Origin of the sequence: Streptomyces gottesmaniae, from assembly GCF_031845845.1 — a bacterium.
Lineage (GTDB): Bacteria > Actinomycetota > Actinomycetes > Streptomycetales > Streptomycetaceae > Streptomyces > Streptomyces akebiae.
In genome coordinates this window covers 41,167-66,924 of sequence record NZ_JAVRFJ010000027.1, presented here as the reverse complement: position 1 = coordinate 66,924, position 25,758 = coordinate 41,167, and the positions used below count along the sequence as shown (strand labels likewise).

The 25,758-nt window shown below is 72.1% G+C and carries 22 protein-coding genes, 1 other RNA gene and 1 pseudogene; 12 read left to right on the top strand and 12 right to left on the bottom strand.

Annotated elements, in window-relative coordinates:
• Positions 1 to 35: 35 nt before the first annotated feature.
• Positions 36 to 1,013: a 3-oxoacyl-ACP reductase gene (locus tag RM704_RS27875; RefSeq protein WP_033527350.1), complete on the top strand. Its 978-nt coding sequence runs from the start codon at positions 36 to 38 to the stop codon at positions 1,011 to 1,013.
• Positions 1,014 to 1,183: 170 nt separating this feature from the next.
• Here RM704_RS27875 and RM704_RS27870 read toward each other — a convergent pair whose 3' ends face one another.
• Both RM704_RS27870 and RM704_RS27865 read right to left on the bottom strand, forming a co-directional pair.
• Entirely contained in the window at positions 1,184 to 1,348 is a 165-nt protein-coding gene (locus RM704_RS27870; protein ID WP_192829657.1) for a hypothetical protein, read from the bottom strand.
• Positions 1,349 to 1,479: 131 nt separating this feature from the next.
• Positions 1,480 to 2,958, bottom strand: coding sequence for a hypothetical protein (locus RM704_RS27865; protein WP_311591346.1), 1,479 nt, complete (start codon positions 2,956 to 2,958; stop codon positions 1,480 to 1,482).
• 194 nt (positions 2,959 to 3,152) lie between these two features.
• Here RM704_RS27865 and RM704_RS27860 point away from each other — a divergent pair, with 194 nt between their 5' ends.
• From RM704_RS27860 to RM704_RS27850, 3 genes are read left to right on the top strand one after another with little or no spacing between them, the layout of a single operon-like run.
• Entirely contained in the window at positions 3,153 to 4,028 is an 876-nt protein-coding gene (locus RM704_RS27860) for a Nif3-like dinuclear metal center hexameric protein (protein ID WP_033527351.1), read from the top strand.
• Entirely contained in the window at positions 4,025 to 4,768 is a 744-nt protein-coding gene (locus RM704_RS27855) for a zinc ribbon domain-containing protein (RefSeq protein ID WP_192829662.1), read from the top strand. Before RM704_RS27860 ends, RM704_RS27855 begins: the two co-directional genes overlap by 4 nt.
• A 22-nt stretch (positions 4,769 to 4,790) precedes the next feature.
• Positions 4,791 to 6,242, top strand: a complete 1,452-nt coding sequence (locus tag RM704_RS27850; RefSeq protein WP_033527353.1) for a bifunctional RNase H/acid phosphatase — start codon at positions 4,791 to 4,793, stop codon at positions 6,240 to 6,242.
• Here the strand turns inward: RM704_RS27850 and eda are convergent.
• Positions 6,228 to 6,944 (bottom strand): bifunctional 4-hydroxy-2-oxoglutarate aldolase/2-dehydro-3-deoxy-phosphogluconate aldolase, encoded by a 717-nt coding sequence (gene eda, locus RM704_RS27845; protein ID WP_033527354.1) that lies wholly within the window; start codon positions 6,942 to 6,944, stop codon positions 6,228 to 6,230. The two genes, RM704_RS27850 and eda, sit on opposite strands and share 15 nt — an antisense overlap.
• 82 nt (positions 6,945 to 7,026) lie before the next feature.
• A complete protein-coding gene (gene yaaA / locus RM704_RS27840) occupies positions 7,027 to 7,809 on the bottom strand; it encodes a peroxide stress protein YaaA (RefSeq protein WP_033527355.1) in 783 nt (260 codons plus the stop codon).
• A 322-nt stretch (positions 7,810 to 8,131) separates the two neighbouring features.
• On the opposite strand from yaaA, the gene RM704_RS27835 reads away from it, so the two are divergent.
• The gene (locus tag RM704_RS27835; protein ID WP_033527356.1) at positions 8,132 to 9,661 is read left to right on the top strand and encodes an RNB domain-containing ribonuclease; all 1,530 of its coding nucleotides are present in this window, start codon (positions 8,132 to 8,134) and stop codon (positions 9,659 to 9,661) included.
• Here the strand turns inward: RM704_RS27835 and RM704_RS27830 are convergent.
• Together RM704_RS27830 and RM704_RS27825 are read right to left on the bottom strand one after the other, a co-directional pair.
• Positions 9,612 to 10,208: a hypothetical protein gene (locus RM704_RS27830; protein WP_311591345.1), complete on the bottom strand. Its 597-nt coding sequence runs from the start codon at positions 10,206 to 10,208 to the stop codon at positions 9,612 to 9,614. The genes RM704_RS27835 and RM704_RS27830 overlap by 50 nt on opposite strands.
• A gap of 53 nt (positions 10,209 to 10,261) precedes the next feature.
• A complete protein-coding gene (locus RM704_RS27825) occupies positions 10,262 to 11,047 on the bottom strand; it encodes a MerR family transcriptional regulator (protein WP_033527357.1) in 786 nt (261 codons plus the stop codon).
• Positions 11,048 to 11,193: 146 nt separating this feature from the next.
• On the opposite strand from RM704_RS27825, the gene RM704_RS27820 reads away from it, so the two are divergent.
• From RM704_RS27820 to RM704_RS27805, 4 genes and pseudogenes are all read left to right on the top strand, one after another.
• Positions 11,194 to 12,018, top strand: a complete 825-nt coding sequence (locus RM704_RS27820; RefSeq protein WP_033527358.1) for a helix-turn-helix domain-containing protein — start codon at positions 11,194 to 11,196, stop codon at positions 12,016 to 12,018.
• Positions 12,019 to 12,037: 19 nt separating this feature from the next.
• A pseudogene (locus tag RM704_RS45205) lies at positions 12,038 to 12,817 on the top strand (DMT family transporter); the annotation flags it as partial.
• A gap of 127 nt (positions 12,818 to 12,944) precedes the next feature.
• Positions 12,945 to 13,359: RNase P RNA component class A (rnpB, locus tag RM704_RS27810), an RNA gene on the top strand.
• Between the two features lie 468 nt (positions 13,360 to 13,827).
• Positions 13,828 to 15,078 (top strand): hypothetical protein, encoded by a 1,251-nt coding sequence (locus RM704_RS27805; RefSeq protein ID WP_033527360.1) that lies wholly within the window; start codon positions 13,828 to 13,830, stop codon positions 15,076 to 15,078.
• A gap of 358 nt (positions 15,079 to 15,436) precedes the next feature.
• Here the strand turns inward: RM704_RS27805 and RM704_RS27800 are convergent, their stop codons facing one another.
• The 3 genes from RM704_RS27800 to RM704_RS45640 form a co-directional block, all read right to left on the bottom strand.
• Positions 15,437 to 17,389, bottom strand: a complete 1,953-nt coding sequence (locus RM704_RS27800; protein ID WP_078937116.1) for a DUF2075 domain-containing protein — start codon at positions 17,387 to 17,389, stop codon at positions 15,437 to 15,439.
• Positions 17,390 to 17,521: 132 nt separating this feature from the next.
• Positions 17,522 to 17,752, bottom strand: coding sequence for a hypothetical protein (locus RM704_RS27795; protein WP_033527362.1), 231 nt, complete (start codon positions 17,750 to 17,752; stop codon positions 17,522 to 17,524).
• A complete protein-coding gene (locus tag RM704_RS45640; RefSeq protein ID WP_438828957.1) occupies positions 17,749 to 17,895 on the bottom strand; it encodes a hypothetical protein in 147 nt (48 codons plus the stop codon). Before RM704_RS45640 ends, RM704_RS27795 begins: the two co-directional genes overlap by 4 nt.
• Positions 17,896 to 18,189: 294 nt before the next feature.
• Between RM704_RS45640 and RM704_RS27785 the strand changes: the two genes are divergently transcribed.
• Positions 18,190 to 18,402 (top strand): hypothetical protein, encoded by a 213-nt coding sequence (locus RM704_RS27785; RefSeq protein WP_157856694.1) that lies wholly within the window; start codon positions 18,190 to 18,192, stop codon positions 18,400 to 18,402.
• A 16-nt stretch (positions 18,403 to 18,418) separates the two neighbouring features.
• Here the strand turns inward: RM704_RS27785 and RM704_RS27780 are convergent, their stop codons facing one another.
• Positions 18,419 to 19,078, bottom strand: a complete 660-nt coding sequence (locus RM704_RS27780) for a maleylpyruvate isomerase N-terminal domain-containing protein (RefSeq protein ID WP_033527501.1) — start codon at positions 19,076 to 19,078, stop codon at positions 18,419 to 18,421.
• Positions 19,079 to 19,261: 183 nt separating this feature from the next.
• Between RM704_RS27780 and RM704_RS27775 the strand changes: the two genes are divergently transcribed.
• Positions 19,262 to 20,569, top strand: a complete 1,308-nt coding sequence (locus tag RM704_RS27775) for a TolB family protein (protein WP_311591344.1) — start codon at positions 19,262 to 19,264, stop codon at positions 20,567 to 20,569.
• Between the two features lie 207 nt (positions 20,570 to 20,776).
• Positions 20,777 to 21,382 carry a response regulator transcription factor gene (locus RM704_RS27770; protein ID WP_033527503.1) on the top strand — a complete coding sequence of 202 codons (606 nt, stop codon included), beginning with the start codon at positions 20,777 to 20,779 and terminating at the stop codon, positions 21,380 to 21,382.
• Between the two features lie 40 nt (positions 21,383 to 21,422).
• On the opposite strand, the gene RM704_RS27765 is transcribed toward RM704_RS27770, so the two are convergent.
• Entirely contained in the window at positions 21,423 to 23,582 is a 2,160-nt protein-coding gene (locus tag RM704_RS27765) for an ATP-binding cassette domain-containing protein (protein WP_078937122.1), read from the bottom strand.
• Positions 23,579 to 25,693, bottom strand: a complete 2,115-nt coding sequence (locus RM704_RS27760; RefSeq protein WP_311591343.1) for an ABC transporter ATP-binding protein — start codon at positions 25,691 to 25,693, stop codon at positions 23,579 to 23,581. Before RM704_RS27760 ends, RM704_RS27765 begins: the two co-directional genes overlap by 4 nt.
• Positions 25,694 to 25,758 lie beyond the last annotated feature (65 nt).

The following is a 25,758-nucleotide window of genomic DNA, read 5'->3' as shown; positions in this document are numbered from 1 at the left end:
ACGATCGAATCGGCTTCGGCGGAAGGGACTCGGCAGTGGCACTGCCTCTGGAAGGACTGTCCGCGATCGTCACCGGCGCGGGGCGTGGGCTCGGCCGGGCCGAGGCGTGGGAACTGGCCCGGCTGGGCGCGGCCGTCGTCGTCAACGACTACGGACGGCCGGGACGGGACGGTTCCGGTGAGGTGTCCACCGGGCCAGCGGAGGAGGTCGCGGCATCGATCCGCGCGGCCGGCGGTCAGGCGGTGGCGCACACCGGGGACGTCGCCGACCACGAACAGGCAGGAGAACTGGTCGAGTTGGCGGTAGCCCGGTTCGGCAAGCTCGACATCCTCGTCAACAACGCGGGCATCCTGCGCGACCGGATGGTCTTCTCCATGTCCGAGGACGAGTGGGACTCGGTCGTCCGGGTGCACCTCAAGGGGCACTTCAACACGATCCGGTTCGCCTCCGCCCACTGGCGGGCACGGGCGAAGTCGGGGCAGGGCGGGCCTGTGTACGGGCGGGTGGTGAACACCTCCTCCGAGGCCTTCCTCGCCGGGTCCGCCGGTCAGCCCAACTACGCCGCCGCGAAGGGCGGCATCGTCGGGCTGACCACCTCCACGGCCCTGGCCCTCGCCAAGTACGGCGTCACCGCGAACGTCATCTGCCCGCGTGCCCGCACCCGGATGACCGAGGACGTCTTCGCGGGTCTGCCGGGGGCGCCCGACGGCACCGACGCCGGCCTCGACCCGCTGGCCCCGGAACACGTCGCCCCCCTCGTGGGCTACCTCGCCTCGCCCGCCGCCGCCCAGGTGAACGGCCAGCTCTTCGTCGTGCACGGCGGCATGGTGGCGATCGTCGAACGCCCGCGCGTGCAGGCCAAGTTCGACACCAAGCAGGACGCGTTCACGTACGACGAGCTGGACGGCCTGCTGACGCCGTACTACATGGACCGACCGGAGGGCGAGACGTTCGCGGCGGCGGAGGTGCTGGGACTGCGGCACGGGCCGACCGCCCCGTCACCGCGCCCATGACGGGGACGGAACCGCGCCCGGCCGGGGAGGTCCGGACTGGCAGGCCCCGTGTCCCGAACAGGGTCTGCCCCGCCCGTGGGTGACGGGCGGGGCAGACGCCATCGTGTGGTCGGTTCCGGTGTCGAATTGACGTTTCTCCAGAAGTGACCGGGAGGGAGTTCCGTCGCCGTTCAGGCGGACGTCGTCGCCTCCGTGTGTTCGGCCGGCTTGCGGTGGCGTCCGCGAGGGCTCGTCTTCTCGGCTTCGTGGGCCGAGATCTGACCCCGGTGCCTGCCGTGGCCTTCCGCCTCGTGGGGGTCGGCGGTGGGCGGCTGGGTGGTGTGCACGTCGCTCATTGGAAGTGTTCCCCGTCGAATGATCTTCTTACCGGCGGGTGATTTTAACGGGCCGTCCCGCTCGTCCCGAAGCCGCCCGAGCGCGTGTCGCCCGTGCCCCTTCCACTTGGCCCGCGGCCCCCGCACCACCTTCACCCGACGGTCACCTCCTCGGGCACGCGCCCCTCCAACGGTGCCTGCTGCAAGGGCACGGGCCGGGCGACGACCGGCACGGCCGGCTCCCCGCCGGCCGACGGCGCACCCGTCGCCTGCGCACCGGTCGACTGCGTATCGACCGACTGCGCTCCGGCCGCCACGGCCCCCGACGGGCAGGCGCCCGAGGTTCCGGCACCCGACGGTCTCGCCCCCGACGGTCCGGTGGCCGACGGTCCGGTCCCGGGACACGATGCCCCCGCCCCGGCCGTCCCCGCCCCGTCCCCGACCCCCTCCCGGGACTCCTCCGGAACCTCCTCCGGCTCCTCCCCCCAGGGCACCCCCACCCGAGCCACCCCGCACGGCACCACCCCTGTCGCGTACGGCAGGTGCAGCACACCCTCTCGGCTCCACAGCCCGGCCCCCGCCAACCAGCCCTCCGGCGCGGGAAGATGCAGAAGCCGGCGGGCGGCCGGGCGCCAGACGCCGACCCAGCTGCCGCGCGGGCCGTCGACGCGCAACGCGACCGCGCAGCTCTCGGGGGTGAGGATCTGGCCCGGCTGGATGGCGAACGGGGTGAGGCGATGGCCCTCGGGCACCCGCAGGCACTCCGGGAAACGGACCGGCAGCGTACTGCCCAACACACCCCAGCCGACCCGGTCGTGGCCGGGGGAGGGCGCGTCCGAGCGGATAAGGAGCAGTCCGCTGTCGGGGTCGGCGAGCAGCACCCGGTCGTTGCTGTCGTCCGCGATCTGCAACAGCGGCGAGATCGCGCCGCCCTCCTCCAGATCGACGACCACCGACTTCGTCCGGCCGCCCGACTCCTGGTCCAGGGCGAGCAGCCGGCCCTCCGCGTCCAGCCAGACGCCGCCCGAGCAGCGGCCCGGCACCTGCGCCAGCAGCTCCGGCCCGAACGTTCCGCCCGCCACCAGCCACACCGCCGTCGCGGTCGGGCTCAGGGCGAGGGCGTAGGCCCGCTCCCCGCACGGCGAGGGCGGCAACAGCCGCATCCGGGTCGTCGGGGCGGGGCATTCGACCGCGCCGAGCGGGAGTTCGCCGGTGCCGGGTCCGGTGGGGTAGAGGAGCGAGAACAGGTGCAGGTCGGCGGCCAGCCGGTGGATGAGGACCCGGCCGTCGGTCAGGGGGAGCACTTCGGTGCCGGGCTCCTCGGGCTGGTTGCCGGGCAGGGGGACGGCGTACGGCTCATGGCCGTCGAGGGTCCAGCGCTCGGGGAACCAGGACTCGCCGTCGAGCGCGAGCCGCGCCGCGTACGTCCCGTCGGCGGTGATCACACAACCGGGCGGCGCGGGCTCGTCGAGTACACCGCCTCCGCCCGGGCCGCCGCCCCTGATGTCGTGCCCGTCCGAGCCGTCGCCTCCGCTCTCTCCGCTTCCCGAGCCGGCGTTCTTCCCGTCGTTCTCCCGTCCCGCGTCGTTCCCGTGGCCCGTGGTGGGGGAGGGGGGTGTACAGGCCGTCATCGTTCGATCACCTCCGGCGACGAAGGTAGTTTTCGTACGCACAGACGTGGGACAACCCGCGCCCCCTTCACACATAAGGGTGCTCGTCCGGCGATTCGCCTGAGGGAACGGCGACGAATGTGCTGGTCGCGAGGTCGCTGGTCAAGTGACCCGTGGCCGGTCGGGGACAGGAGGAGTGCGGGTAGCCTTTGTGCGTGCCCCGTCTGTCTGAAGTCATCGCCGCGCTCGACGCCCTCTGGCCGCCCGAGAGGGCCGAGGGGTGGGACGCGGTCGGCACGGTCTGCGGCGACCCCGACCAGGAGATCGGCCGCGTGCTGTTCGCGGTCGACCCGGTCCAGGAGATCGTCGAGGAAGCGGTGAAGCTGGGCGCCGACCTGCTGGTGACCCACCACCCCCTCTATCTGCGCGGTACGACGACGGTCGCGGCCTCCACCTTCAAGGGCCGTGTCGTGCACACCCTCATCAAGCACGACATCGCGCTGCACGTCGCCCACACCAACGCCGACACCGCCGACCCGGGTGTCAGCGACGCCCTCGCCGGCGCGCTGGACCTCCGGGTCGTCGGCCCCCTCGTACCGGACCCCGCCGACCCCGCCGGGCGGCGCGGGCTCGGCCGCGTCTGCGAGCTGGACCACCCGTTGACCGTGCGGGAACTGGCCGCGCGGGCCGCCGAGCGGCTGCCCGCCACCGCGCAGGGCATCCGGGTCGCCGGCGACCCCGAGGCGCTCGTCCGCACGGTCGCCGTCAGCGGCGGCTCCGGCGACAGCCTCTTCGACGACGTACGCGCGGCCGGTGTCGACGCCTTCCTCACCGCGGACCTGCGCCACCACCCGGCCTCCGAGGCTGTCGCCCGCACCACGGAAGCCGCCCACACACCTCTCGCGCTGCTCGATGCCGCGCACTGGGCCACCGAATGGCCCTGGTGCGAGCTGGCCGCCGCCCAGCTCGACGAGATCTCCGACCGGGAGGGATGGGACCTGCGCGTCCACGTCTCCAAGACGGTCACCGACCCCTGGACCGCCCACGCGGCGTCCTCCACCGCCACCGAAACACTGGGAGCCCCCAACTGAACGCCGCGCCCGCCGACCAGATCCGCCTCCTCGACGTCCAGGCCCTGGACGTACGCCTCCAGCAGCTCGCGCACAAGCGCAGGTCGCTGCCCGAGCACACCGAGATCGAATCACTGACGAAGGACCACACCCAGCTGCGCGACCTGCTCGTGGCCGCGCAGACCGAGGAGAGCGACACCGCCCGCGAGCAGACCAAGGCCGAGCAGGACGTGGACCAGGTGCGCCAGCGTGCCGTCCGCGACCAGCAGCGCCTGGACTCGGGTGCCGTCTCCTCCCCGAAGGACCTGGAGAACCTGCAGCGCGAGATCGCCTCGCTCGCCAAGCGGCAGGGTGACCTGGAGGACATCGTCCTGGAGGTCATGGAGCGCCGGGAGTCCGTGCAGGAGCGGGTCGCCGAGCTGACCGAGCGGGTCGGTGCCGTCCAGGGGAAGATCGACGACGCGACCGCGCGCCGGGACGCCGCGTTCGAGGAGATCGACGGCGAGGTGGCGACGGTGACGAAGGAGCGTGAGGTCATCTCCGCCTCGGTCCCCGCGGACCTCCTCAAGCTCTACGACAAGCTGCGCGACCAGCAGGGCGGCATCGGCGCGGCCAGGCTGTACCAGCGCACCTGCCAGGGCTGCCGCCAGGAGCTGTCGATCACCGACTTCAACGACGTCCGCAAGGCCTCGCCCGACACGGTCCTCCGCTGCGAGAACTGCGGCCGCATCCTGGTGCGTACGTCCGAGTCGGGCCTCTAGAAGCGGCAAAGGGGCTTTCGGCGTGCGGGAGTTCATCGTCGAGGCCGACGGCGGTTCCCGGGGCAACCCGGGGCCCGCGGGCTACGGTTCCGTCGTCCTCGACGCCGTGACAGGCGAGGCGCTGGTCGAGGCCGCCGAGTACATCGGCGTCGCCACGAACAACGTCGCCGAGTACCGGGGCCTCATCGCGGGCCTGAAGGCGGCGCGGGAGCTCGACCCGGAAGCCTCCGTCCGGGTCCGTATGGACTCCAAGCTCGTCGTCGAGCAGATGTCGGGCCGCTGGAAGATCAAACACCCCGGTATGAAGCCCCTGGCCGCCGAGGCCGCGCTTATCCTCCCGCCCGGCCGTGTGACGTACGAGTGGATCCCGCGCGACCAGAACAAGCACGCCGACCGCCTGGCCAACGAGGCCATGGACGCGGGCAAGCGGGGCGAACAGTGGTCAGCCGCCGGGTCCACGGCGGACCTGGACACCCGCGGGGCACGTTCCGCAGCGGCCACCGCTGCGCCCGACCCGTCGGGTCCGCCCGGGGACGCGGCAGCGGGTGCGGCGAGGGCGAGGGCGGCGCTGGCGGGGGGCAGGGGCGCTTCAGCCGACACTCCCTCGCCGGGTGCTCTCCCCTCGGCTTCCGCGGCTCCCTCGGCTTCCGCGGCTCCCTCGGCTGCAAGGGCCTCCTCCGCCCCCGGCGCTCCCGTAGCCGACGACGCGGCTGGAGCAGAGGGCGCGGCTGAAGCAGAGGGCGCGGCTTCTGAAGCCGGGACCGTCGCCAGGAGCGGGGCTCGGACCGCCGCCAGGAACGCCGCCGACCTCCGCGCCGCCAGGAACGTCGCCTCCGTCGCCCCTGATCTCGGCACGCCCGCCACCTTCGTGCTGCTGCGCCACGGCGAGACGCCCCTCACCCCCCAGAAGCGGTTCTCGGGGAGCGGTGGTTCGGACCCGTCCCTCTCCGAGGTCGGCCGGTACCAGGCCGAGAGGGTCGCCACGGCCCTCGCCGCTCGTGGCACGATCCAGGACGTCGTGTCGTCGCCGTTGGCCCGCTGCCGGGAGACGGCGGCGATCGTCGCGGCCCGGCTCGGTCTGCGGGTCACCGTCGAGGACGGGCTGCGGGAGACGGACTTCGGCGCGTGGGAGGGCCTGACCTTCGGCGAGGTGCGGGAGCGCTACCCGGACGACATGAACGCCTGGCTGGCCTCCCCGGACGCCGAGCCCACCGGCGGCGGCGAGAGCTTCGAGGCCGTGGCCCGGCGCGTCGCCGCCACCAGGGACGACCTGGTCGCGGCACACCGGGGCCGCACCGTCCTGCTCGTCACGCACGTCACCCCGATCAAGACCCTCGTACGCCTGGCCCTCGGCGCGCCCCCGGAGTCCCTGTTCCGCATGGAACTCTCGGCGGCATCCCTGTCGGCCCTGGCGTACTACGCCGACGGCAACGCCACGCTCCGCCTCCTCAACGACACGTCACACCTGCGCTGAACGACGGCCACCCAGGCCCGCCGCCTCCCGCGCCAGCGCCTCGATCCGGGCCCAGTCCCGCGCGGCCACGGCATCGGCCGGCAGCATCCAGGTACCGCCCACGCAGCCGACGTTGGGGAGGGCCAGGTACTCCGACGCGTTGACCGGCCCGACCCCGCCGGTCGGACAGAAGCGCGCGTGGGGCAGTGGCCCGGCGAGCGACTTCAGGTACGCCGTACCGCCCGCCGCCTCGGCCGGGAAGAACTTCATCTCCCGCACCCCGCGTTCGAGGAGCGCCACGACCTCCGACGCGGTCGAGACCCCGGGCAGGAACGGCAGCCCGGACTCCCGCATCGCCCGCAGCAGCATGTCCGTCCACCCCGGGCTGACCAGGAAGCGCCCGCCCGCCGCGACGGAGTCGGTCACGTGCGTGGGGGTGATGACGGTACCCACGCCGACCACCGCCCCCGGAACCTCCGCCGAGATCGCCCGTACGGCATCCAGCGCGCCCGGCGTCCGCAGGGTCACCTCGATCGCCGGCAGCCCGCCCGCGACCAGCGCCCGCGCGAGCGGCACGGCATCGGCGGGATCGTCGACGACGACCACGGGCAGGACGGGTGCCAGGTCGAGGACGGAGACGCGCGAGGACGGGGACGGTGGCGGGGAGGGGGGCTGGGACTGGGACGCAGGCAGGGGCGGAGGCGGGGGCGGCGACGAGGGCATGCCGTCAATCCTGCCCGGGGTGAACAGCATGCACAACGAGCGTTGCGCATGCTGCAATGAAGGAGGTTGGGGGTGATGGCGGTCAGTGGACCTCGTCCACCAGCACATCCAGGGTCCACGCCCGCCCAGCTCCTGCCGGAGGCTCCACCTCCACCACGTACCCGAGGTCCCGCAGCGCCTCCATCAGCTCCGCCGGGCCCTTGGGGGCGATGCCGGCGGACAGCAGGCTCCGTACGATGCGGCCCTTGGTCGCCTTGTTGAAGTGGCTGACCACCTTCCGCGTGGGCGCGTGCAGCACCCGTACGGTCGCGGTCCGCCCCGCCACCTCGCCCTTCGGCTTCCACGCCGCCGTGTACGCCGAGGACCGCAGGTCGAGGACGAGCCCGTCTCCGGCGGCCTCGGGCAGTGCCGTCGCCATCGGCGTACGCCAGTGCGTGCCGAGCGCGCCGAGGCCGGGAAGCTTCACGCCCATCGAGCAACGGTAGGAGGGGATCCGGTCCGTCACCCGGACCGCGCCCCAGAGTCCCGAGAAGACCAGCAGCGAGCGCGCCGCGCGCTGCTTGGCGGCGGTCTCCAGGGTGGCCAGGTCGAGGGCGTCGTAGAGCACACCGGTGTAGACCTGCCCGGCCGGCCGGGTGCCCGCCGTCAGCAGCTCCGCGTTCTTGGCGACCTCACCACGCAGCCCCTCGCTCAGCCCGAGCACCTCACGCGCCTTGTCCTCGTCACCGGCGCACAACTCCACCAGCTCACCGATGACCGCCTCCCGCGCCCCGGTGAGCGCCGGCAGCGACAACCCCTCCAGCTTCAGGGGAGCGCCACCCGAGGAGGGGGCCTTGCCTTCGGACGGGGGCAGCAGGACGAGCACGGGTACTCCTTGTTCTCGGGGCTCCGCGACAGCGTACGGGGTGCGGGAACGACCGACGGCGCCCCGGCCGCCTGCCGTGCGGACGACGCCTTCCGGGGTGATGTCACCTGTCGTCGGGAAGCAACCCCGGCCGGGAAGTCTGCCGACGTGAAGCAACCTTCGGCCGGGAAGCACCTGCGTCGGGAGGCAACCTTCGGCCGGGAAGCACCTGCCGTCGGAAGGCAACCCGGCTCCGGGAAGGCCGCACTCGGGATGCCACCCGGCGCCGGGAAACCCCTGCCGTCGAGATGCCACCCGGCCCACCCCGCCCTACGCTCGTCCCATGCCCCGCCGCCATCTCCGCGTCAAGGGCGCCCCCGAGGCTCCCCTGCGGACGGCCCTGCGCGCACTCCGCGCGGAACTCGATGTCCCCGGCGCCTTCCCCCTCCAGGTCCTCGTCGAGGCCGAGCACGCCGCGAAATCGCCGCGCCTGCCGTCGTACGACGCCACGGACCTCCCCCTCTTCACCATCGACCCGCCCACCGCCACCGACCTCGACCAGGCGATGCACCTGTCACGCAGGCCGGGCTCGGCCTCGGGTGCGGGTACGGGAGCCGGCGGCTACCGCGTCCGCTACGCCATCGCCGACGTCGCCGCCTTCGTCACCCCCAGTGGCGCACTCGACGCCGAGGCCCACCGCCGGGTGACGACGCTCTACTTCCCCGACGACAAGGTCCCCCTGCACCCCGCCTGCCTCTCCGAGGGCGCCGCCAGCCTGCTGCCCGGCCACACCTGCCCGGCGGTCCTGTGGACCCTGGATCTGGACGCGGACGGCCGTACCGAGACCGTCGACGTCCGCCGTGCCCTGGTCCGCAGCCGGGCCAAGCTGAGCTACGCCGACGCACAGAAGAAGATCGACGAGGGCACCGCGGAGGAACCCCTCGCCCTGCTCCGGGAGATCGGCGGGCTACGCGAGCACCTGGAGGTCGAACGCGGCGGCATCTCCCTCGGCATCCCGGAACAGGAGATCGTCGAGCACGCCGCCCCCGCCGACCGAGCCGCAGCCCTCCCCGCCCCCTCCACCCCTCAAACGGCCGATGTGACCTACGAGTTGACGTACCGCGCCCCGCTCCCCGCCGAACGCTGGAACGCCCAGATCTCGCTCCTCACCGGCATGGCCGCGGCCGACCTGATGCTGGCCCACGGCACCGGCGTCCTGCGCACGCTCCCGGCCGCCCCGGACGGCGCGGTGGGCCGCCTCCGTCGTACGGCCGACGCCCTGCGCATCGACTGGCCGCACCACGTCTCGTACGCGTACCTCGTCCGCTCCCTCGACCCGCACGACCCCCATCACGCGGCCTTCCTCCTGGAGTGCACGACCCTGCTGCGCGGCGCCCACTACACACCCTTCCGCGACGGCGACCTCCCCGACATCACCACGCACTCCGCCGTCGCCGCCCCCTACGCCCACTGCACGGCCCCCTTGCGTCGCCTCGTCGACCGCTACGCCTCGGAGATCTGCCTCGCGGCGGCAGCCGACAGCCCCACCCCCGACTGGGTCCTGACCGCCTTCGACACCCTCCCCGACGAGATGGCCGAGGGCACCCGGCGGGCAGGCCGCGCGGAGCGCGAGTGCGTGGACCTCGTCGAGGCGGCGCTGCTGAAGGACCGGGTCGGGGAGGTGTTCGAGGGGTGCGTGGTGGACGTGGAGGAAGGGCAACCAGCCGCCGGTACCGTGCAGTTGGAGTCCCCGGCGGTCATCGGCCGACTGGCGGGGACCCCCGGCGACCGGCTGCCACTGGGGGAGCGGCTGCGGGTACGGCTCACGCAGGCCGAGCCGGGAGCGGCGAAGGTGCGTTTCGTTCCGGCGTGAACTTCCCCATCTCTCGTACGAGTTGATCGGACTCGTCGGCGTGGAAACGCACCAGGCGCACTTCCCTGCGACGGCCGAAGAAGGTCGAGTAGGCGACGGGCTCGGCCAGTTCCATGGTGACGGTGGTCTGCGACCCGACCTCCATGTTCAGCTCCCCGTCCCGTTTCTCGTGCGTCGTACGCAGCTCACGACGGACGGAGGCGACGGCGCCCAGCGGGACGCGCAGATCCACGGTGGCGAAGCGCCGCAGCCGCAGGGTGGTGCCGGTGAGGACGTGGGGACGGGTCACGGAGGCGGCGTGGAGCCCGGCGACGATGAGGATCGTATAGAGGTCGAGGACGAGGAAGACCGAGTGCACGAGCGGGAAGTCGCGCAGCAGGACGGACATGGTCACGGTCTCGACGACACACACGAACCCGAACCCGAACATCATGGCGCCCTGCCCCCGCGCGTACCCGTACGCCCGCGCACCCTCCTCCCCGACCCCGTACGGCCGCCGCGCCACCCAGCGCAACAGGCTCGCCAGCAGCAGGAGTTCATGGCGCACGAGAGAACAGGCGACCCTGCACGCGCCACCTCTCCCACTGGTTCCGATCGTCCTCACGGGCGGTCCTCCCTCAGTATCCGGAGCGTGCGGCGGATGGCCTCCGCCTGGGCCGGGGCGAAGTCGGCGTAGAAGGCGCGCAGGAAGCTGCCGGTGCCGCCGTCGCCCCCGCTGTGGTCGAGATCGATGCCGGTGTCCTGCGGGACCATCTCCGGCGGGATGAGGTCGGCCAGCACGCGGGCGGCCTCCGCCACCCGGGGGTCGTCGGGCTCGGCGTCGGCGAGGGCGTCGAGCAGCGCGTACGCCTCGTGCGCCCGCTCCACCGCGCCCGGAGCCGACATCATGCTCTCCAGCCCCGCGAGCATCTCCGCCCGTACCTCGGGTGTCGCGGTGGTCTCCAGGAGGGCGAACACCTCTCGGTCCTTGGCGGCCATGGGAGAGTGCGGCGCGGGCCCGAACTTGCCGAAGAGAGCGGCGAGTTCAGGTGAGACGGGCCCCTCGGCAGGCAGCCGCCCGGCGCGCGCCTCCTCCATCAGGACACGCAACCGCCCCCGCCGCTCCCGGATCTCGTCCTCCTGCCGGGCCAGATCCTCGTCCAACTCGCCCAACACCTCGACGAGTTCACGCCCGGCGTCGTCCGCCAGCACGTCTCGTACCTCGGCCAGCCCGAGCCCCAGCTCCGTCAGCCGCCGGATCCGCGCGAGCACGACCATGTGCCGCAACGTGTAGTCCCGATACCCGTTGGCCCGCCGTTCCGGCTCCGGCAACAGGCCGAGGTGGTGGTAGTGCCGCACGGCACGCGGCGTGACACCGACGGCCGCGGCGAGTTCTCCGATCCGCATACGACCAGTAGAAACGTTGACGCTGCGGCAGGGTCAAGCCTCGGGCCGGGTGACTGACGGTGACCGGGATCATGTGCCCTGGAGACCTCGGACTTCCTCTGACCCCGCCGGGCGTAGCCTGGGGGCCGACGACGGGGGAGGCCGAGGTGAGCACACACGGTGAGACTCGCTGGACCCGCACCACCCTCGGCCGCCCCGACCACCCCTTGGACCTCCTCACCGCCCGCTTCGACCGCCACCGCTACGCCCCGCACACCCACGAGGAATTCAGCATCGGCATCTGCGTCCAGGGCGCCTCGTGCATCGACTACCGGGGCGGTGCCCTCACGGTGGGGGAGGGATCGATCGTCGTCCTGGCCCCAGGCGAGGTCCACACCGGCGAATCGGCATTCGGCACCTACGCCTACCGCGCCCTCTACCCGGCCCCCGCACTCCTCGCCGACGGCATCCTCGGCGGCACCCCGCACTTCCGCGACCCCCTCCTGCACGACCCCGAACTCGCCGCCGCCCTGCGCACCGCCCACACCGAGCTGAGCACCTGCCCCGACCCGCTGGAGTCCGAGTCCCGCCTCCCCTGGCTGCTCACGGCCCTGGCGCGCCGGCACTCGACGTCCCGCCTCACCTCGGACAGACTCCCCGGCGCCCACAAGATCGCCCTCGCCGTACGCGACCGCCTGGCGGACGAACTCCTCGCCCCGCCCTCCCTCGCCGACCTGGCCACCGACCTGGGGCTCTCCCGCTACCAGCTCCTGAGAGCCTTCCGCACGACGATGGGCATGCCCCCGTACGCGTGGCTGGCCCAGCACCGGGTGAGCCGGGCCCGAGGCCTGCTGGAGGCGGGCGCCCGCCCGGCGGACGTGGCGGGGCAGGTGGGCTTCGCGGACCAGGCGCACATGACGCGGTGGTTCAGGAAGGTGCTGGGGGTCACCCCGGCGGCGTACCGCAACAGCGTTCAAGACGCACACCGCTGACCTGCCCGAGACTCACCGCATGACTGCACGCGGCTGGTTCCTCTTCTCCCTGATGGGAGTCCTCTGGGGCATCCCCTACCTGATGATCAAAGTGGCTGTGGACGAGGTCTCCCCGTCCACGGTCGTCTTCGTACGCTGTGCCCTGGGCGCGGCCCTCCTGCTCCCGTTCGCCATCCGCCAGGGAGACCTGACCCGCGTAGTCCGACAGCACTGGCGCCCGATGCTCGCCTTCGCCGTGATCGAGGTCATCGGCCCCTGGTGGACCCTGACCGACGCGGAGCGCCACCTCTCCAGCTCCACGGCCGGCCTCCTGATCGCGGGCGTCCCGATCGTGAGCGTGCTGCTGGCCCGCTTCTTCGGCGACGCGGAACGGCTGGGAGCCCGCCGGATGACGGGCCTGGGCCTCGGCCTGGGAGGCGTGGCGGTCCTCACGGTCCCCCACCTCACCGGCGGGAACGTCCTCTCCCTCACCGAGGTCCTGATCACGGTGATCGGCTACGCGACCGCTCCCCTGATCATGGCCCGCCACCTGAAGCAGGTCCCGACGCTCCAGCTGATAGCCCCGGTCCTGCTCCTGGCGGCGCTGGTCTACGCCCCCGCGGCGGCCGTGACCCGCCCGCCCACCCTCCCGTCGACCCCGGCCCTGATCTCCCTGGCCGCCCTGGGAGTGATCTGCACGGCCCTGGCCTTCGTGGCGTTCCTGGAACTGATCCGGGAGGTGGGCCCGACCCGGGCGACGGTCTTCACGTACGTCAACCCGGCGGTGGCGGTGGCGGCGGGAGCGCTGTTCCTGGACGAGCGCCTCACTCCCGCGATCGCCGTCTCCTTCGCCCTGATCCTGGCGGGCTCGTTCCTGGCGACGGCGGCGTCGGGGCCATCGGGACCGAGGACCGGCGGGCGCCCGGTAGCATGGTCCACACGGCAGACGAGCCGGGCGGACGGCCGCGTGGAGTCCCCCTAGGGGGCTTCCCGAGGAACGTCCGGGCTCCACAGGGCAGGGTGGTGGCTAACGGCCACCCGGGGTGACCCGCGGGACAGTGCCACAGAAAACAAACCGCCGGGGACCGTATCCGTACGGGCCTCGGTAAGGGTGAAACGGTGGTGTAAGAGACCACCAGTGCCCAGGGTGACCTGGGCAGCTAGGTAAACCCCACCCGGAGCAAGGTCAAGAGGGGCCGCCGTAAGAAGCGACCCTGCGCGGACGTTCGAGGGCTGCCCGCCCGAGTCCGCGGGTAGACCGCACGAGGCCGGTGGCAACGCCGGCCCTAGATGGATGGCCGTCTCCCGGCCGACCGCGAGGTCGACCGGCGACAGAACCCGGCGTACAGCCCGACTCGTCTGCCGCTGCTTGCGGCTGTGGAAAGGGCCTCTCGTCTGGGAGGTCCCGTTCCAGTCTTGAGGGGACTTGCCGTGTCAGGCGGCGAAACGGCCCTCAGGCAGAGCGAAGAGTCCCTGACGTCCTGCTGGTGCAGTGTCTCCTTGGCGCCGGGCCGGTGCGCTCGCGATGCGTAGGCCTCGGGCTCGAATCCCGAAGGCGGCTCTTTTTCGACCCAAGTCGAAACAGTCGTTGACCTGGGTCTATCGCTTTGCGAGAACGGGTCTCGCTGCGTCTGACCGGGCCGAGGGCGCCGCTCAGGGGAGTCGGTGGACAACCGGTGGACGAGTGCTCTCACGGAAACCGGCCCTTCGCGCCGAAGGCGCGGGGCAGTGGGTCTGTGTCTCGCCGGGGGAGGGACTGTCGGCAGCAACGCTGCTGGGGCTTCCGCAAATCGGTCGGGCTGAGCCAGCGACTGGTGAAGAATCGGCCGGGTGGACAACGAGATTCAGCTGATCAGCGACGGTGACGGACTGACGGTCATCGGGCATGAGACGGATGTCGAACGTTTCCTCGTCTCGGAAGGGCTGTCGTCGAAGGACGTCGGATTGCGACAGCTCAAGTTCGTCGCCGGTGCCGGGGCTGTGACAGCGCAGGCGGGTTCGGATATTGCGGCCGAATCCGCTTGCTGGGTGAAGCTGACCCGGGAGTCGGCGCAGATCGTCGAGAAGTACGGGCTGAGGGAAAGCTCGAAGACAGGGCTCAGCACTGGTGTGGTGAAGGGGCCGAAGGGCCAGATCAAGGGATTCGTGGAGTTCGCGAGCGGGCCCCGATCGCTTCTGGGTAACCCGGCGGTTCTCGCTCGCGCTGCGGGGATCATGGCGCAGCTCGCGATGCAGCAGACCATGGACGAGATCACCGACTATCTCGCCACGATCGACGAGAAGGTCGACGACGTGCTCCGCGCCCAGGAGGACGCCGCGGTGGCGAACATGATCGGAGCGGAGTTCGTGATCGAGGAGGCCATGGCCATCCGGGAGCAGGTGGGCCGGGTTTCAGAGATCACGTGGTCGAAAGCGCAGGCTACGCCGGGGACGATCGCGACGACCCAGGTGTACGCGTTGCGTCGACTCGACGCACTCGCGGAGAAAATGGAGCGCAAGGCCAAGATCGGTGATCTGGCCGAGGCGGCCAGGGAAGCCGAGTCCAAGGCTCAGGAGTGGCTCGCCGTTCTGGCTCGTTGCTTCCAACTGCAGGACGCGATCGCCGTGCTCGAGCTCGACCGGGTGCTGGACGCGGCTCCGGAGGAGCTGGACCGGCATCGCCTCGGGATTCGGGTTGCCCGGCAGAATCGGCTGGACCTCATCTCGCGGAGCACCGAGCGTCTGGTAGCCCGGATGAACGCGGCTGCCGAAGCGGCCAACGCGAAGGTGCTGCTGCACCCGACCAAGTCCCCGGCCGTGGTCCAGTCGAGCAACCATGTCCTGGCTGGTGTCGACGACTTCCACGGGCGGCTCGGGATCGAGTCCGGTCGCCGGCCGTCGGAGACGAGACGATGGGCGGTTGCGGCGGTGGAGGTGAGGGACAAGGCGCTTGAGGCCGGCGCGAAGGGCGTCGATGCCGTCAGAAGCCTCGGCAACGAGACCTTCGACCGGGCCAGCTCGGCAAAGGGCAAGCTGGCCAGCGGGATCGCCGAGCGAGCGCGCCGTCGACGTGGGGACGAGGAGGAACGCGACGAGGAGTGAGCAGACGCTTTCCTGCACGTTCCAGTCCGCTGCCGGTGGAGGTGGCCGCCCCACCGCTACGTTTCCATTGCCGAGGGCCGACACGACTGGGGCAGGACGTGGCATGGCCTGCACTGGCCAGTTCCGGGCCGCGGTTGTCGCCTCTGGTGATGTGGCACGCGGGGAGGGCAGAACCCGATTCTCCATGGCGAACCATTTCCTTGCGGCGAGCAGGTTCCCGCGTGAGCAGGGAACGTCACAGCCTCACCCAGAAGACGCCGGACATCCCGCTCCCTGCTGCTGGCTGCGCGCGCGTCAGCTGGACGCGCATGGGTCCCAGAAGATCGCCGGTGGAGTCCCGTGGCCGACACAGGCCTGACTACGCGAGGGCGGGTGCCTCAGCACCCTTCTCCGCACCGGACCTCGGATGCACGAGCGAGCGCAGCTTGTCGCGCGTTTCCTGGTCCGTCGAGTAGATGATCGTGCCGACCATGCCCCGCGTCAGCAGCACCTTGTAGGTGTTGCGGATCAGCCGGTCGATCTCGCTGTCCGGAGTGGCCTTCGTGAAGATCGGATCCTTGGACGCCGTGCGATCGACGACCCAGCGGTCCGTCCGCCACACCAGGTCGGGGCCGATGATGACGCCGGACCAGTCGTACTCGAAGCCCTGCGCGGTGTAGACGCAGCCGACCTGGCCGAAGCCGCCCGGGTCGGTGGCCCACAGGGGCGAGGGCGGTGCGCCGAGGACGGACCGGTCGCCGTACACGTTCCAGGGGCGGGCCCACTGCCCGATGACGACGTCGGCGGGCAGCTCGGCCATGTCCCGGGTGATCTCCCTGGTCCACTTCCAGCAGTAGCCGGCCGACATCCGAGCTCCGTACCCCTCCGCCCGCCGGGCGACGAGGAAGTCCTCCAACTCCTGCGGGCTCTCGGCGGTCCGCAGCTCCAGCTTGCCGTCCGGCTCCCAGAGGCTGGGCGTGCCGCCCTCCAGACCGAGGAGGTCGACGACCCACTTCTCGTACGCGTCACTGCCGCCGCACCGGAACTGGCCGTCCAGCTCAACGACTGTGCACTCGAGTCCCTGCGCGGCGGCGGCCCGCTGGATCTCAGCCTTGGTGCCCATCTCGCCGGGCCGCACCACCTGGTGCTGATCCAGCAGAAACACGGGTACGCGGGCCGCGTCGATCAGCTCGGCCACCTGAGGCCGCCCGGTGCGCAGTTCCGCCTTGGTGTAGCGGTTGGCGGAGGTCTTGCGCAGCCGGTGGGCCTCGTCGCAGATCAGTACGTCGAGGTCGTTCGGCTCGGCGTCCATGAAGCTGTTGAAGTACTTGAACAACTGCTGTACGGCGGGCTTCCGCGCGCCGGCGACCTTGCGCATCGTCTTGGTGAACGACGCGGACCCGGTGGCGTGCAGTGCCGTCACCCCACGCCGGTACAGCTCACCCAGGATCGAAAGCGCGACGACGCTCTTACCGGAGCCGGGTCCGCCGGTCACGACGATGACCTGCTTGTGGTTGGACCGCTTGGCCTTGCGGACGGCGGACAGGACCTTCTCGTACGCGACCCGCTGCTCGGCGATGAGTACGAACTGCTCGCGGTCACGGATCTCGGCCGCCGCGACGGCCATCAACTGCTTCGACGGCCGGATCTTGCCGCCGAGCAGCACGTCCGCCGCCTCGGCGCCAGGCTTCGCGGCGAGCCGCGAGCGCAGGAAGTCGATGAAGGCGCCGCGCTGGTCACCGGTGTACAGGCGGCCGTGCGGGTCCTCCTTGACGCTTCGCAGGTCCCCGATCCGGGATTCGGTCGCGTTGTGCAGGAACGCCACGCCGGCGAGGGCCCTCGGCATCCGCTCCAGCGCGCCGTTGAACGACAACAGGTACTCGCAGTAGCCCCTGACCTGCTCGATCGGGTTGAGTACGGGGGCCGGATACGCATCGATCCGGCACAGCAGCGGCTCGTCCTCCTCCGGGTAGGCCGCGCTCCACTGCTTCAGCTCGACAATCACGTACGACGGCTCGCCCGTGGTCGGATGTGCACCCGCGAGTACGGCGTCGGCGCGCTTGCTGGTGAGGGGCAGACCGTACTCGATGAGGACCTCGACATCGCCGAGTCCTGCGTCCATGAGGGCGTTGACGAGCGCCGGGAGGCTGCGTTCCCAGGACTTTATTTCCGACTGTCCGGCGTTCCGGCCATGCAGATGACGGAAGTTCTCGGTCAGATGCAGCGCCAGCGATCCTTCCAGGATGCGAGCGGCCACGGACGACGCGGACTCACGGAACAGCAAGAACTTGCCCCCAGGCAGCACGAAGAAGACTCGTGCGGGTGGGGGCATGTCCTCCGGTGTCCACCGCGCGCTCAAGCGAGGCGGATCAGGAAGCCCGTCGGGCCGCTGAGATGGTTCTGGTCATCCTAGGCGAGGGTGTCGATCAAGGGGAGGGGACGCGTGCACCCGAGGATGCCGCTGTCACCTCGGCTGTCTGCTGCGGGCGTTCGCTGTGGCGACGCGGGTGCTGAGCAGCTCTGACGGGGTGAGGGGGCGGAAGTGCTTCGGGTCGGCGTCCCATTCGCGTCCGCCGGACAGTGGGCGGAGTTGGACGTAGGGGCCCTCGTGGCTCATGACCTGCCCGATGCGGTCGTGGGTCGTGCCATGGACGGTCTCGCTGGCGGTAAGGGTTCCGTCGGCGTGGTTTGTCATCCGGCGGCTCCCTTCGTGATCACGTCGGCGAGCAGGAGGGGGACGGGGGCGGAGCAGACGCCGAGGGGGACGAGGGCGGACCGGGGGTCACTGTTGTAGGCGTCCTCCTCGTGGTCGTCCGCCCAGGGAGTGCGGACGTGCATCGCGGGGAGCTGGATGTCGGCCCGGGTGAGTGCGGTGGCGAGGGTGTCCCGGGCGTCGAGGGCGTCCTGGATCTTGGTGGCGTATACGGAGAACGCGCTCTGCGGTGACCTGATCGAAGACAGCGCGGCGATCGAGAAGCTGCAAGGTGCTGACGATGCGCCATGCCGAGGGCTCCAGCCCCAGCAACCTCACCATGTACCCGAAACTCGGCGAGTGCACGGAGAAGTGGCGCCCACTCGGTTACGGCGACGTGCGTGGCCTGCGCAGCCCCTTCTTGCCGCGCAGGAGAGCAGTTGCGACGACAGGGTGACGTGTCCTCGTCGGAATCCGCTGACGCGCGGTCGTTCACCACGTTTCGCATTGAGGAACTCGACGCGGGGGCGGCCATCGCCATGAAGGACACCCCTGCCAACCCCGACCGCGAGGACGGGCTCCACCTGTATGTGCTGCAACAGGACGGCGGCCGCCCGGAGAAGGCGAAGGAGTTCCTTGGCGCGTGGAGTTGAGCCGGCTCCCCTCGCCTCAGCCGAGTACCAGCGGCAACTTCGCTTCCAGAGAGCCCAGTTCGGCACGCTGACCGGCCGTCGGCGCCCTGCGGCCCGTGCCCGTCAGCAGGGCCTGCTCGTCCGTGAAGGACGCGGGGAACGTGCCGCCCGCGATCCTTTCCAGCGCCCTTCGGGAGTGGGACAGGCTCTGCGGGGACGGGCCGGGGGCGGTCGGGAGGTGGGCCGTCAGGTCCAGGTGGTGGAGGGTCCATTCCAGGACGTACGCCGTGAGGTAGTCGGCGACCGTGAGGATCTTGTCCTGGGTGCTCACCCGGGCCGTGGGGTCCGCGAGTCGGGCCGCGCGGCCGGCCGCCGAGCCCACGTCGTCCAGGTGGAACTTGAGGAGGGCCGGGTCCTCGTACGCGGCCGCCAGGCGGACCGTCAGGGCGGCGAGGGGGTCCTCGCCGGTCGGGGGCTCGTGCGTGGCCTGCCAGTACGTCACCGCGTCGGCCGTCGGTGGCGCGGTGCCGGCGGGGGTGGCCAGCGTGATCAGGACGTCCTGTGCGTCGATGACCAGGTGGCAGACGAGGTCCCGTACGAGCCAGCCGGCGCAGCCCGACGGCTGCTCGAAGTCCTGGGCGTCGAGGTCGGCGACCGTCGCGCGCAGGGCCGACCAGGAGTGTGAGAAGAGGTCCACCACCGCACGGTAGTGCACAGGGAATGCACGGTGGTGCGAAGGGAAGCGAGGTGGTCGCAGGCATTGACCCCGCACCGGTTGCACGCTTTCATCGCCTGCATCCTCGTGGGTCCTCTGCGCCGGGCCGGGGGCGACGGGGTACGGGGGACGGCTGGGGTCGTCCTCGGTCGAAGGGGGAGCAAGTTGAAGAGACCTTCCTTACGCGCCCACCGCGCCCACCGCGCCCTGCGCGCCCACCGCACCCTGCGCACCCACCGAACCCTGCGCACGCTCGCGAACGCCGTCGTGGTCGCGGGCGTTGTCATGTGCTCCGTCTGGCCCGCCCAGGCCGCCGGTCAGGACGAGGCGCCGGCCGTCGTGCCGGGTACCGAGCGGATCAGCGTGGCCCCCGACGGCGTCACCGGCGGCAACGGCCACTCCACCGACCCCGTCGTCAGCGCGGACGGGCGGGTCGTGGCCTTCATGTCGTCCGCGACCAACCTGGGGCCGGGGACCGATGTGCGCAACAGCGTCTACTACCGGACGGGGCCCGGGGAGCCGTTGCAGCGTGTGGTGGTGCCGGGGGAGACGACCTCCACGCCTCAACTGTCGGAGTCCGGGCGGTACTTGACCTTCGGGTCGTACTCCACCGCGACCGCCACCTCCTCCGTTCATGTCATGGACCTGAGCACCGGCACCATCGAGCGCCTGACGCCCGCGACGGTCGACGGCTACCAGCTGTCGTACGGCATCGCGCCGGTCAGCGCCGACGGGCGGTACGTCGCCTTCGTCGCCCGGTACGCCGCCGAGCCGCAGGGGGCGTACCCGTGTCGGATCATGTTGCTCGACCGGAAGACGCAGGAGGTGCGGCGGGTCAGTCGGGAGTCCGACGGCTCCAAGACCTCCTATCGGTGCGAGCAGGTCGCGATGAGCGCGGACGGGCGCAAGGTCGCCTACCTGGAGGGATACACCGGGCCCGGCAGCGGTGATCAGGGCGACATTCTGGTCTACGACCGGCGCAGCGGGCGTACCGTCCACGCCGACGCCACCCACGACGGGTCGCCCGCGAGCACCTCGTCCTTCGCTCCCGTGCTCAGCGGCGACGGCTCCAAGGTCGGGTTCAACTCGGCGGCCGTCAACCTGGTCCCGGACGCCGACACCAACAACGGCGTGAACGCCTTCGTCCGTGATCTGCGGACCGGTGAGCTCCAGCGGTACGACGGCCACGCCCCCACCGATCTCACGCTGCTGTCCGACCTGTCCGCCGACGGCTCGAAGCTGTTGCTCAACACGGCGGACGCGAACCGTACGTCCCTCGGGCTCATCCTGCGCGACCTGTGCACCGGGACCGAGGAGCTGTTGTCGCCGGGGCAGGACGGCAAGCCCGTCACCGTGGGGGACGCGGCGCTGAGCGGGGACGAGTCGACGGTCGTGTTCGAGTCGTACCACCCCGGGCTCGTGCCCGAGGACAACAACCTGATCGGGGACGTCTTCGTTCGCGGCGTGGGGTGACGGCGTGCGGTGACGGCGTGCGGTTCGTCCGGGGGCTTGACCTGAGCCATCGTTCTGCTCACGCCCCCGACGAACCGCCGCAAGCCTGGAGCAAGCCCGTAATACCGGCAATAAGTGAGAAGCAGGGCGATACGTCGTACGGTGTTGTCCCGGTCCCGGAGGCACGGTGGGTGCGATGGGGGCCGCTGACGACCGGCGGGAGCGATGGTGATCCGGGTGCTTCTTGTCGAGGAGACGGACCTGGTACGTGGGGCGCTCGCCGCCTTGCTGGCCCGTGAGGAGGACATCGAGGTGGTCGCGGCGTTGCCGGGGCACGAGCAGACGGTGACGCGGGCGCTGGCCCACCGGCCCGATGTCGTCGTCATCGACAGTGACGGTGGGGAGAGCGGAGCGCTCGATACGTCGCGGGAGCTGGCCCTGCGGCTGCCGGAGTGCCGGACGCTGTTGGTGACCCACTCGGCGACCGCCGGGTTCCTCCGACAGGCGCTGGCGTGGCGGGTCGCGGGCCTCGTCGGCAAGAACGGGCCCAGTGACCTCCTGGCGGAGGGAGTGCGCAAGGTGGCCGCGGGGGAGAGGTTCCTCGACCCGGAACTCGCCCTGCTCGCGCTCCTGTCGGCGGAGAACCCGTTGACCGCCAGGGAACTCGAAGTGCTGCGGCTGGCGGCCGACGGCGCGCCGACGCGGGAGATCGCCCAGCGGCTGTCCTTGTCGGTGGGGACGGTCCGCAATCATCTGAACGCCGTCTCGCGGAAGACCGGGGCGCGCAACCGGATCGACGCGATCCGGATCGCCCGGGAGTCGGGGTGGCTGTGAGGAGCACGGCACCCTCTTCCCGCGGAGGCGTCGGCTGTGGTCAGGACCGGACACCCGTCGCACCGGTCGTGCTGCCGGTTGCGGCAGGCGTGCCGTCCGTGCCGCCGGTCGTGCCGTCCGTGTCGGTCGTGTCGTCCGTGTCGGTCGTGTCGCGGTGCGCGTCGTTCGCGTCGAGGGTCATGGGGTCCCAGTGGCCGATCAGGTCGCGGTAGAGGGCGCAGTCGGCCATCAGGTGGTCGTGGGTGCCCAAGTGGTGGCGGGGGCCGTCCAGGACGAGGACCAGGTCGGCGCGGAGGGCGGAGCTGATCCGGTGGGCGCAGACGATCAGGGTGGCGGGGCGGGCGGCGAAGGCGCGCTCGGCGACCGCCTCCGCGGCCGGGTCGAGGTGGCAGGTCGCCTCGTCCAGCAGGACCAGCCGGGCGGGAGGCAGCACGGCGCGGACCAGGGCGATCAGCTGGCGCTCCCCGGCGGAGAGCAGGGCTGGGTCCACCATGGCGTCGTAGCCGCCCAGGCGTTCGGTGAGCAGGGTCGCGCCGATGGCGTCGACCGCCGAGTCGAGGGCGGCGGGGGTGGCCGTGGGGTGGAGATAGGTGAGGTTCTCGCGGAGCGTGCCGGTGAAGACGTACGCCTCCTGCGGGATCAGTACGCGCGATCGTGACAACCGGCCCGGATCCGGGGCGGGGCCCGGCTCCGGGCTCGGGGAGCGGACCGGTGCCCCGCCCAGCCGGATCCGGCCCGTCTGCGGCTCCAGCACGCCGGCGATGAGCGCGGCGAGGGTGGACTTTCCGGCGCCGCTGGGTCCGACCACCGCCAGATGGGTGCCGGGCGCGAGGGTGAGATCGAGGTCGCGGACGACCGGTTCGGCGGAGCGCGCGTAACCGAAGGTGACATCGCGAAGCTCGACCGCGCCGTCCAGGACCCCGTCGCCCTCGGCCCCGCCACCGCCGGGCCTGCCGCTCTCGGTCTCGCCACCGCCGGACCTGTCACCGCCGGCCCTGCCACCTTCGGCCCTGCCACCCTCGACCCCGCCACCGCCGGGCTCACCGTCCTCGGGCCTGCCGTCCCGGACCCCGCCGTTCCCGGCCCCGCCATCCTCCGCCCACGGCTCCCGATGCGCATGGGGTGTCTCCGGCGTGGCTTCGGTCGGCAGGGCAGCGGCTCCGGACCTTCCGGATGCCGCTGCCGTCGGGGACGCGGGCACCGTCGGGGACGCGGGCGCCGTCGGGGGCGCTTCCGTCCGCGTACGCCCGGCCGTCGTCGTCTCCAGGATGCGAGCGGTGGTGACCAGGAGCCACAGGCCGCTGCCGCCGATTCCCCGGACGAAGTTCTGCAGGGCCGGTTGGAGGCTCTGGGAGAGATAGGTCAGGGCGCCCAGGATCGCGCCCGTCGTCACTCCGCCCCGCAGCAGCCAGGGGGCGCCGGCCAGGATGAGGACGAAGGGCAGCCAGCCGCCGATGCCCAGGGCGGCGGTGCGCAGGGCGGTGAGGCGGGCCAGGGCGCGCGCGGCCCCGGCCGCCGTGTCGATGCGGGCGTCGACCCGGTCGCGTACGACGTGCTCCGCGCCGCAGGCCGTGACGTCCCTCAGCGCCTCGGCCACCGCGCCCGCCTGCTGGGCGATCGCCTCGTCGGCGAGCACGACGGCCCGCTGCCGGGCCGCCATGGCGCGCAGGGCCACGAGGAAGAGCGTGAGACCGACCGCGAGGGGCGGTACGACGAACAGGAGGAGCGCGGGGTCGAGCGCCGTCAGACCGAACAGCACGCTCACGGCCGTCACCGCGAAGGTCTGCACGAACATCACGACCGCCCCGTACGACTCCCGGGCGATCTCCACCTGCTCGGTCAGCCGGGCCACGCCGGCCGTGTCGGGGGGCCGGCCGAGGCGGGCGGAGCGGCGCAGAGTGCCGTGGGTGACGAGGGCGACCAGGTCGTCGCGGAAGGGTTCGACGACGTCGGCCAGCCGGAGCGTGGTCTGCCGGGTGCCCCAGGCGCCGATCAGGGTGGCGACGGCCAGCAGCGCGAGCCAGCCGAGGCCTACGGGGACCCGGTCGGCGAGGAACCCGTCGTCGACGGCCCGGGCGACCAGGAGGCCGGACAGCAGAGCGGGCACGGCCTGGACCATCGACCAGCCGGCCAGCCGGACGAACTGACGGCGCCGCGTGCGGAGGGTGGAGCGGAGCAGGCCACGCGCCTCCCTGTTCACCGCGTGCCTCCGTGCTGCCGTGACGGCGGGTGCGCGAGGTCGGCGGCTGCCTCCGGGACGCGGTCGGGGTGCGCCGTGGGGAAGGGATTCCGCTGTTCTCCGGGAGGCGGAGGCGGAGTGGAAGGAGGAGTGGGAGGCGGAGTGGGAGGCGGAGTGGGAGGGGGAGCTGGTGCGGGGTGGCGCGTCTGGTCGCCGCCCGGCACCGCGCCCGGACGCGTTCCCTCGCCGCCGTCCGTGCGGAAGACGGCCCGGTAGCCCGGATCCCTCCACAGCACCCGGTGGGTGCCTCGGCGGCGGACGCGGCCGTCGTCGAGCCAGACGACGAGGTCGGCGCGGGCGGCGGTGGAGGCGCGGTGGGTGACGACGAGCCGGGTGCGTCCGGCGAGGGGGCCGGATCCGGTGAGGACCTGGGTGATGTGGTGCTCGGTGACGGTGTCGAGGCTGGCGGTGACGTCGTCGAGGACGAGGAGACGGCCGCCCCGGCCGGACTGGGCGAACGCGCGGGCCAGGCCCACCCGTTGGGTCTCGCCGCCGGACAGCGGCGCGGTGGCGAGGGCGGTGTCGTAGCCGTCGGGCATGGTGCGCAGGAAGGTGTCCGCGCGGGCGATGGCCCCGGCCTCCCGTACCGCTTCGGCCGGCAGCCGCTCCGCCGAAGGACCGAAGGCGATCGCCTCGGTGAAGGTCTCGCCCAGCAGTGCGGGCCGTTCGAAGCCGTAGGCGACGGCCCGCCGCAGGTCCGTGCGGGTCAGGTCGCGCAGCGGCACCCCGTCGAGCCGTACCTCGCCGTCGTCGGGGTCGGTGAGCCGGCCGGCCAGCGCGGCCAGCAGGGACTTGCCCGAGCCGGAGCGGCCCACCACGGCCGTCAGGGTGCCTTCCGGGATCTCCAGGTCGACGCCGTCCAGGACCGAGGTTCCCTCGGGAGCGCGGACGGTGACGCGGCGGAATTCCAGCCGCCCGCCGCCGCGCACGGGCAGCCGGGCCCGGCCGTACGTCAGCGGGGGCTGGTCCAGGATCTCGCAGACCCGCCCCGCGGTCGCCCGGGCGAGGGCGAGTTTGCCGACGGAGGCGACCAGGGAGCTGACGCCGGTGGCCAGGACGACGTATTCGGTGGCGGCCAGCAGTTGACCGGGTGTGATGCGGCCCCGGGCGAGTTCCAGTCCGGCCACGGCCAGGACGGCGATCTCCAGCAGGGGGACGACCACGGCGTCCCGGGTGGAGACCCGGGAGAGGGCGTGCCACGTCCCCCGGCCGTGGCGGTGCAGTTCCGGCAGCGGGGCGAGGACGCGTTCGGCCTCGCGGGCCGTGGTCCCGGCGGCGGTGATGGTGCGGATTCCCGTGACGGCGTCCGCGAGCCGGGTGGCGATACGGCCCTGGGTCGCGAAGTAGCGGTCGTTGACGTCGGACACGTCGCGGGCGAAGGCCTGGACCATCAGGACGATCAGCGGAAGTCCCGCGAGGAAGGTGAGGCACAGCCAGGGATCGATGAGGGCCAGCGCCACCACTGCCCCGATCGGTGGGATCAGTTCGGTCACCGCCCACACCAGACCGGAAGGAGCACTGCCGGCCCGGCTGGTGTTGCCCACCAGACGCGCGGTCAGGTCGCCGGGGGTGTGGCGGCGGGTCGCCCGGGGGCCCATGTCGAGGACGTGCCCGAACAGTGAGTGCCGCAGCCAGGCGGTGGAGCGGGCGTTGGCGACGGCGCCGGCGTAGTCGTCCAGCGCGTCGCACACGATGAGCAGCGCGACGGCGACGACGGACAGCGTCAGCCACAGGGCGGTGTCACCGGAGCCCAGTACGGCGTCGACGGTACGGCCCATGAGGGCCGGCAGGGCGACGTAGATCCCGGCGAGCAGCAGGGACGTGGCGGCCAGGACGGCACCCCAGACGCCGCCCCGCCGGACCACCGTCAGCAGCAGACGGTCCGCCGCGCGCCGGTCTCCCGGGGTATCGCTCCGGTCTCCCGAGGCGTCGCGCCGGTCGGCGGAGGTGTCGCGCCGGTCCCCGGACGGTCCCTGGCGTTCCTGCGGCGGCTCCTGTGGTTCCTGCGAATCTTCCTGGACGGGACCCCCCGACGGCTTCCGTCGGTCCTCCGGCCGTTCACGTCGGTCCACGGCCGCTCCCCTCACAGTCGGTTTCGGCGGAGGGGGCGGGGGCACCGGAGGTGCCCCCGCCGTCG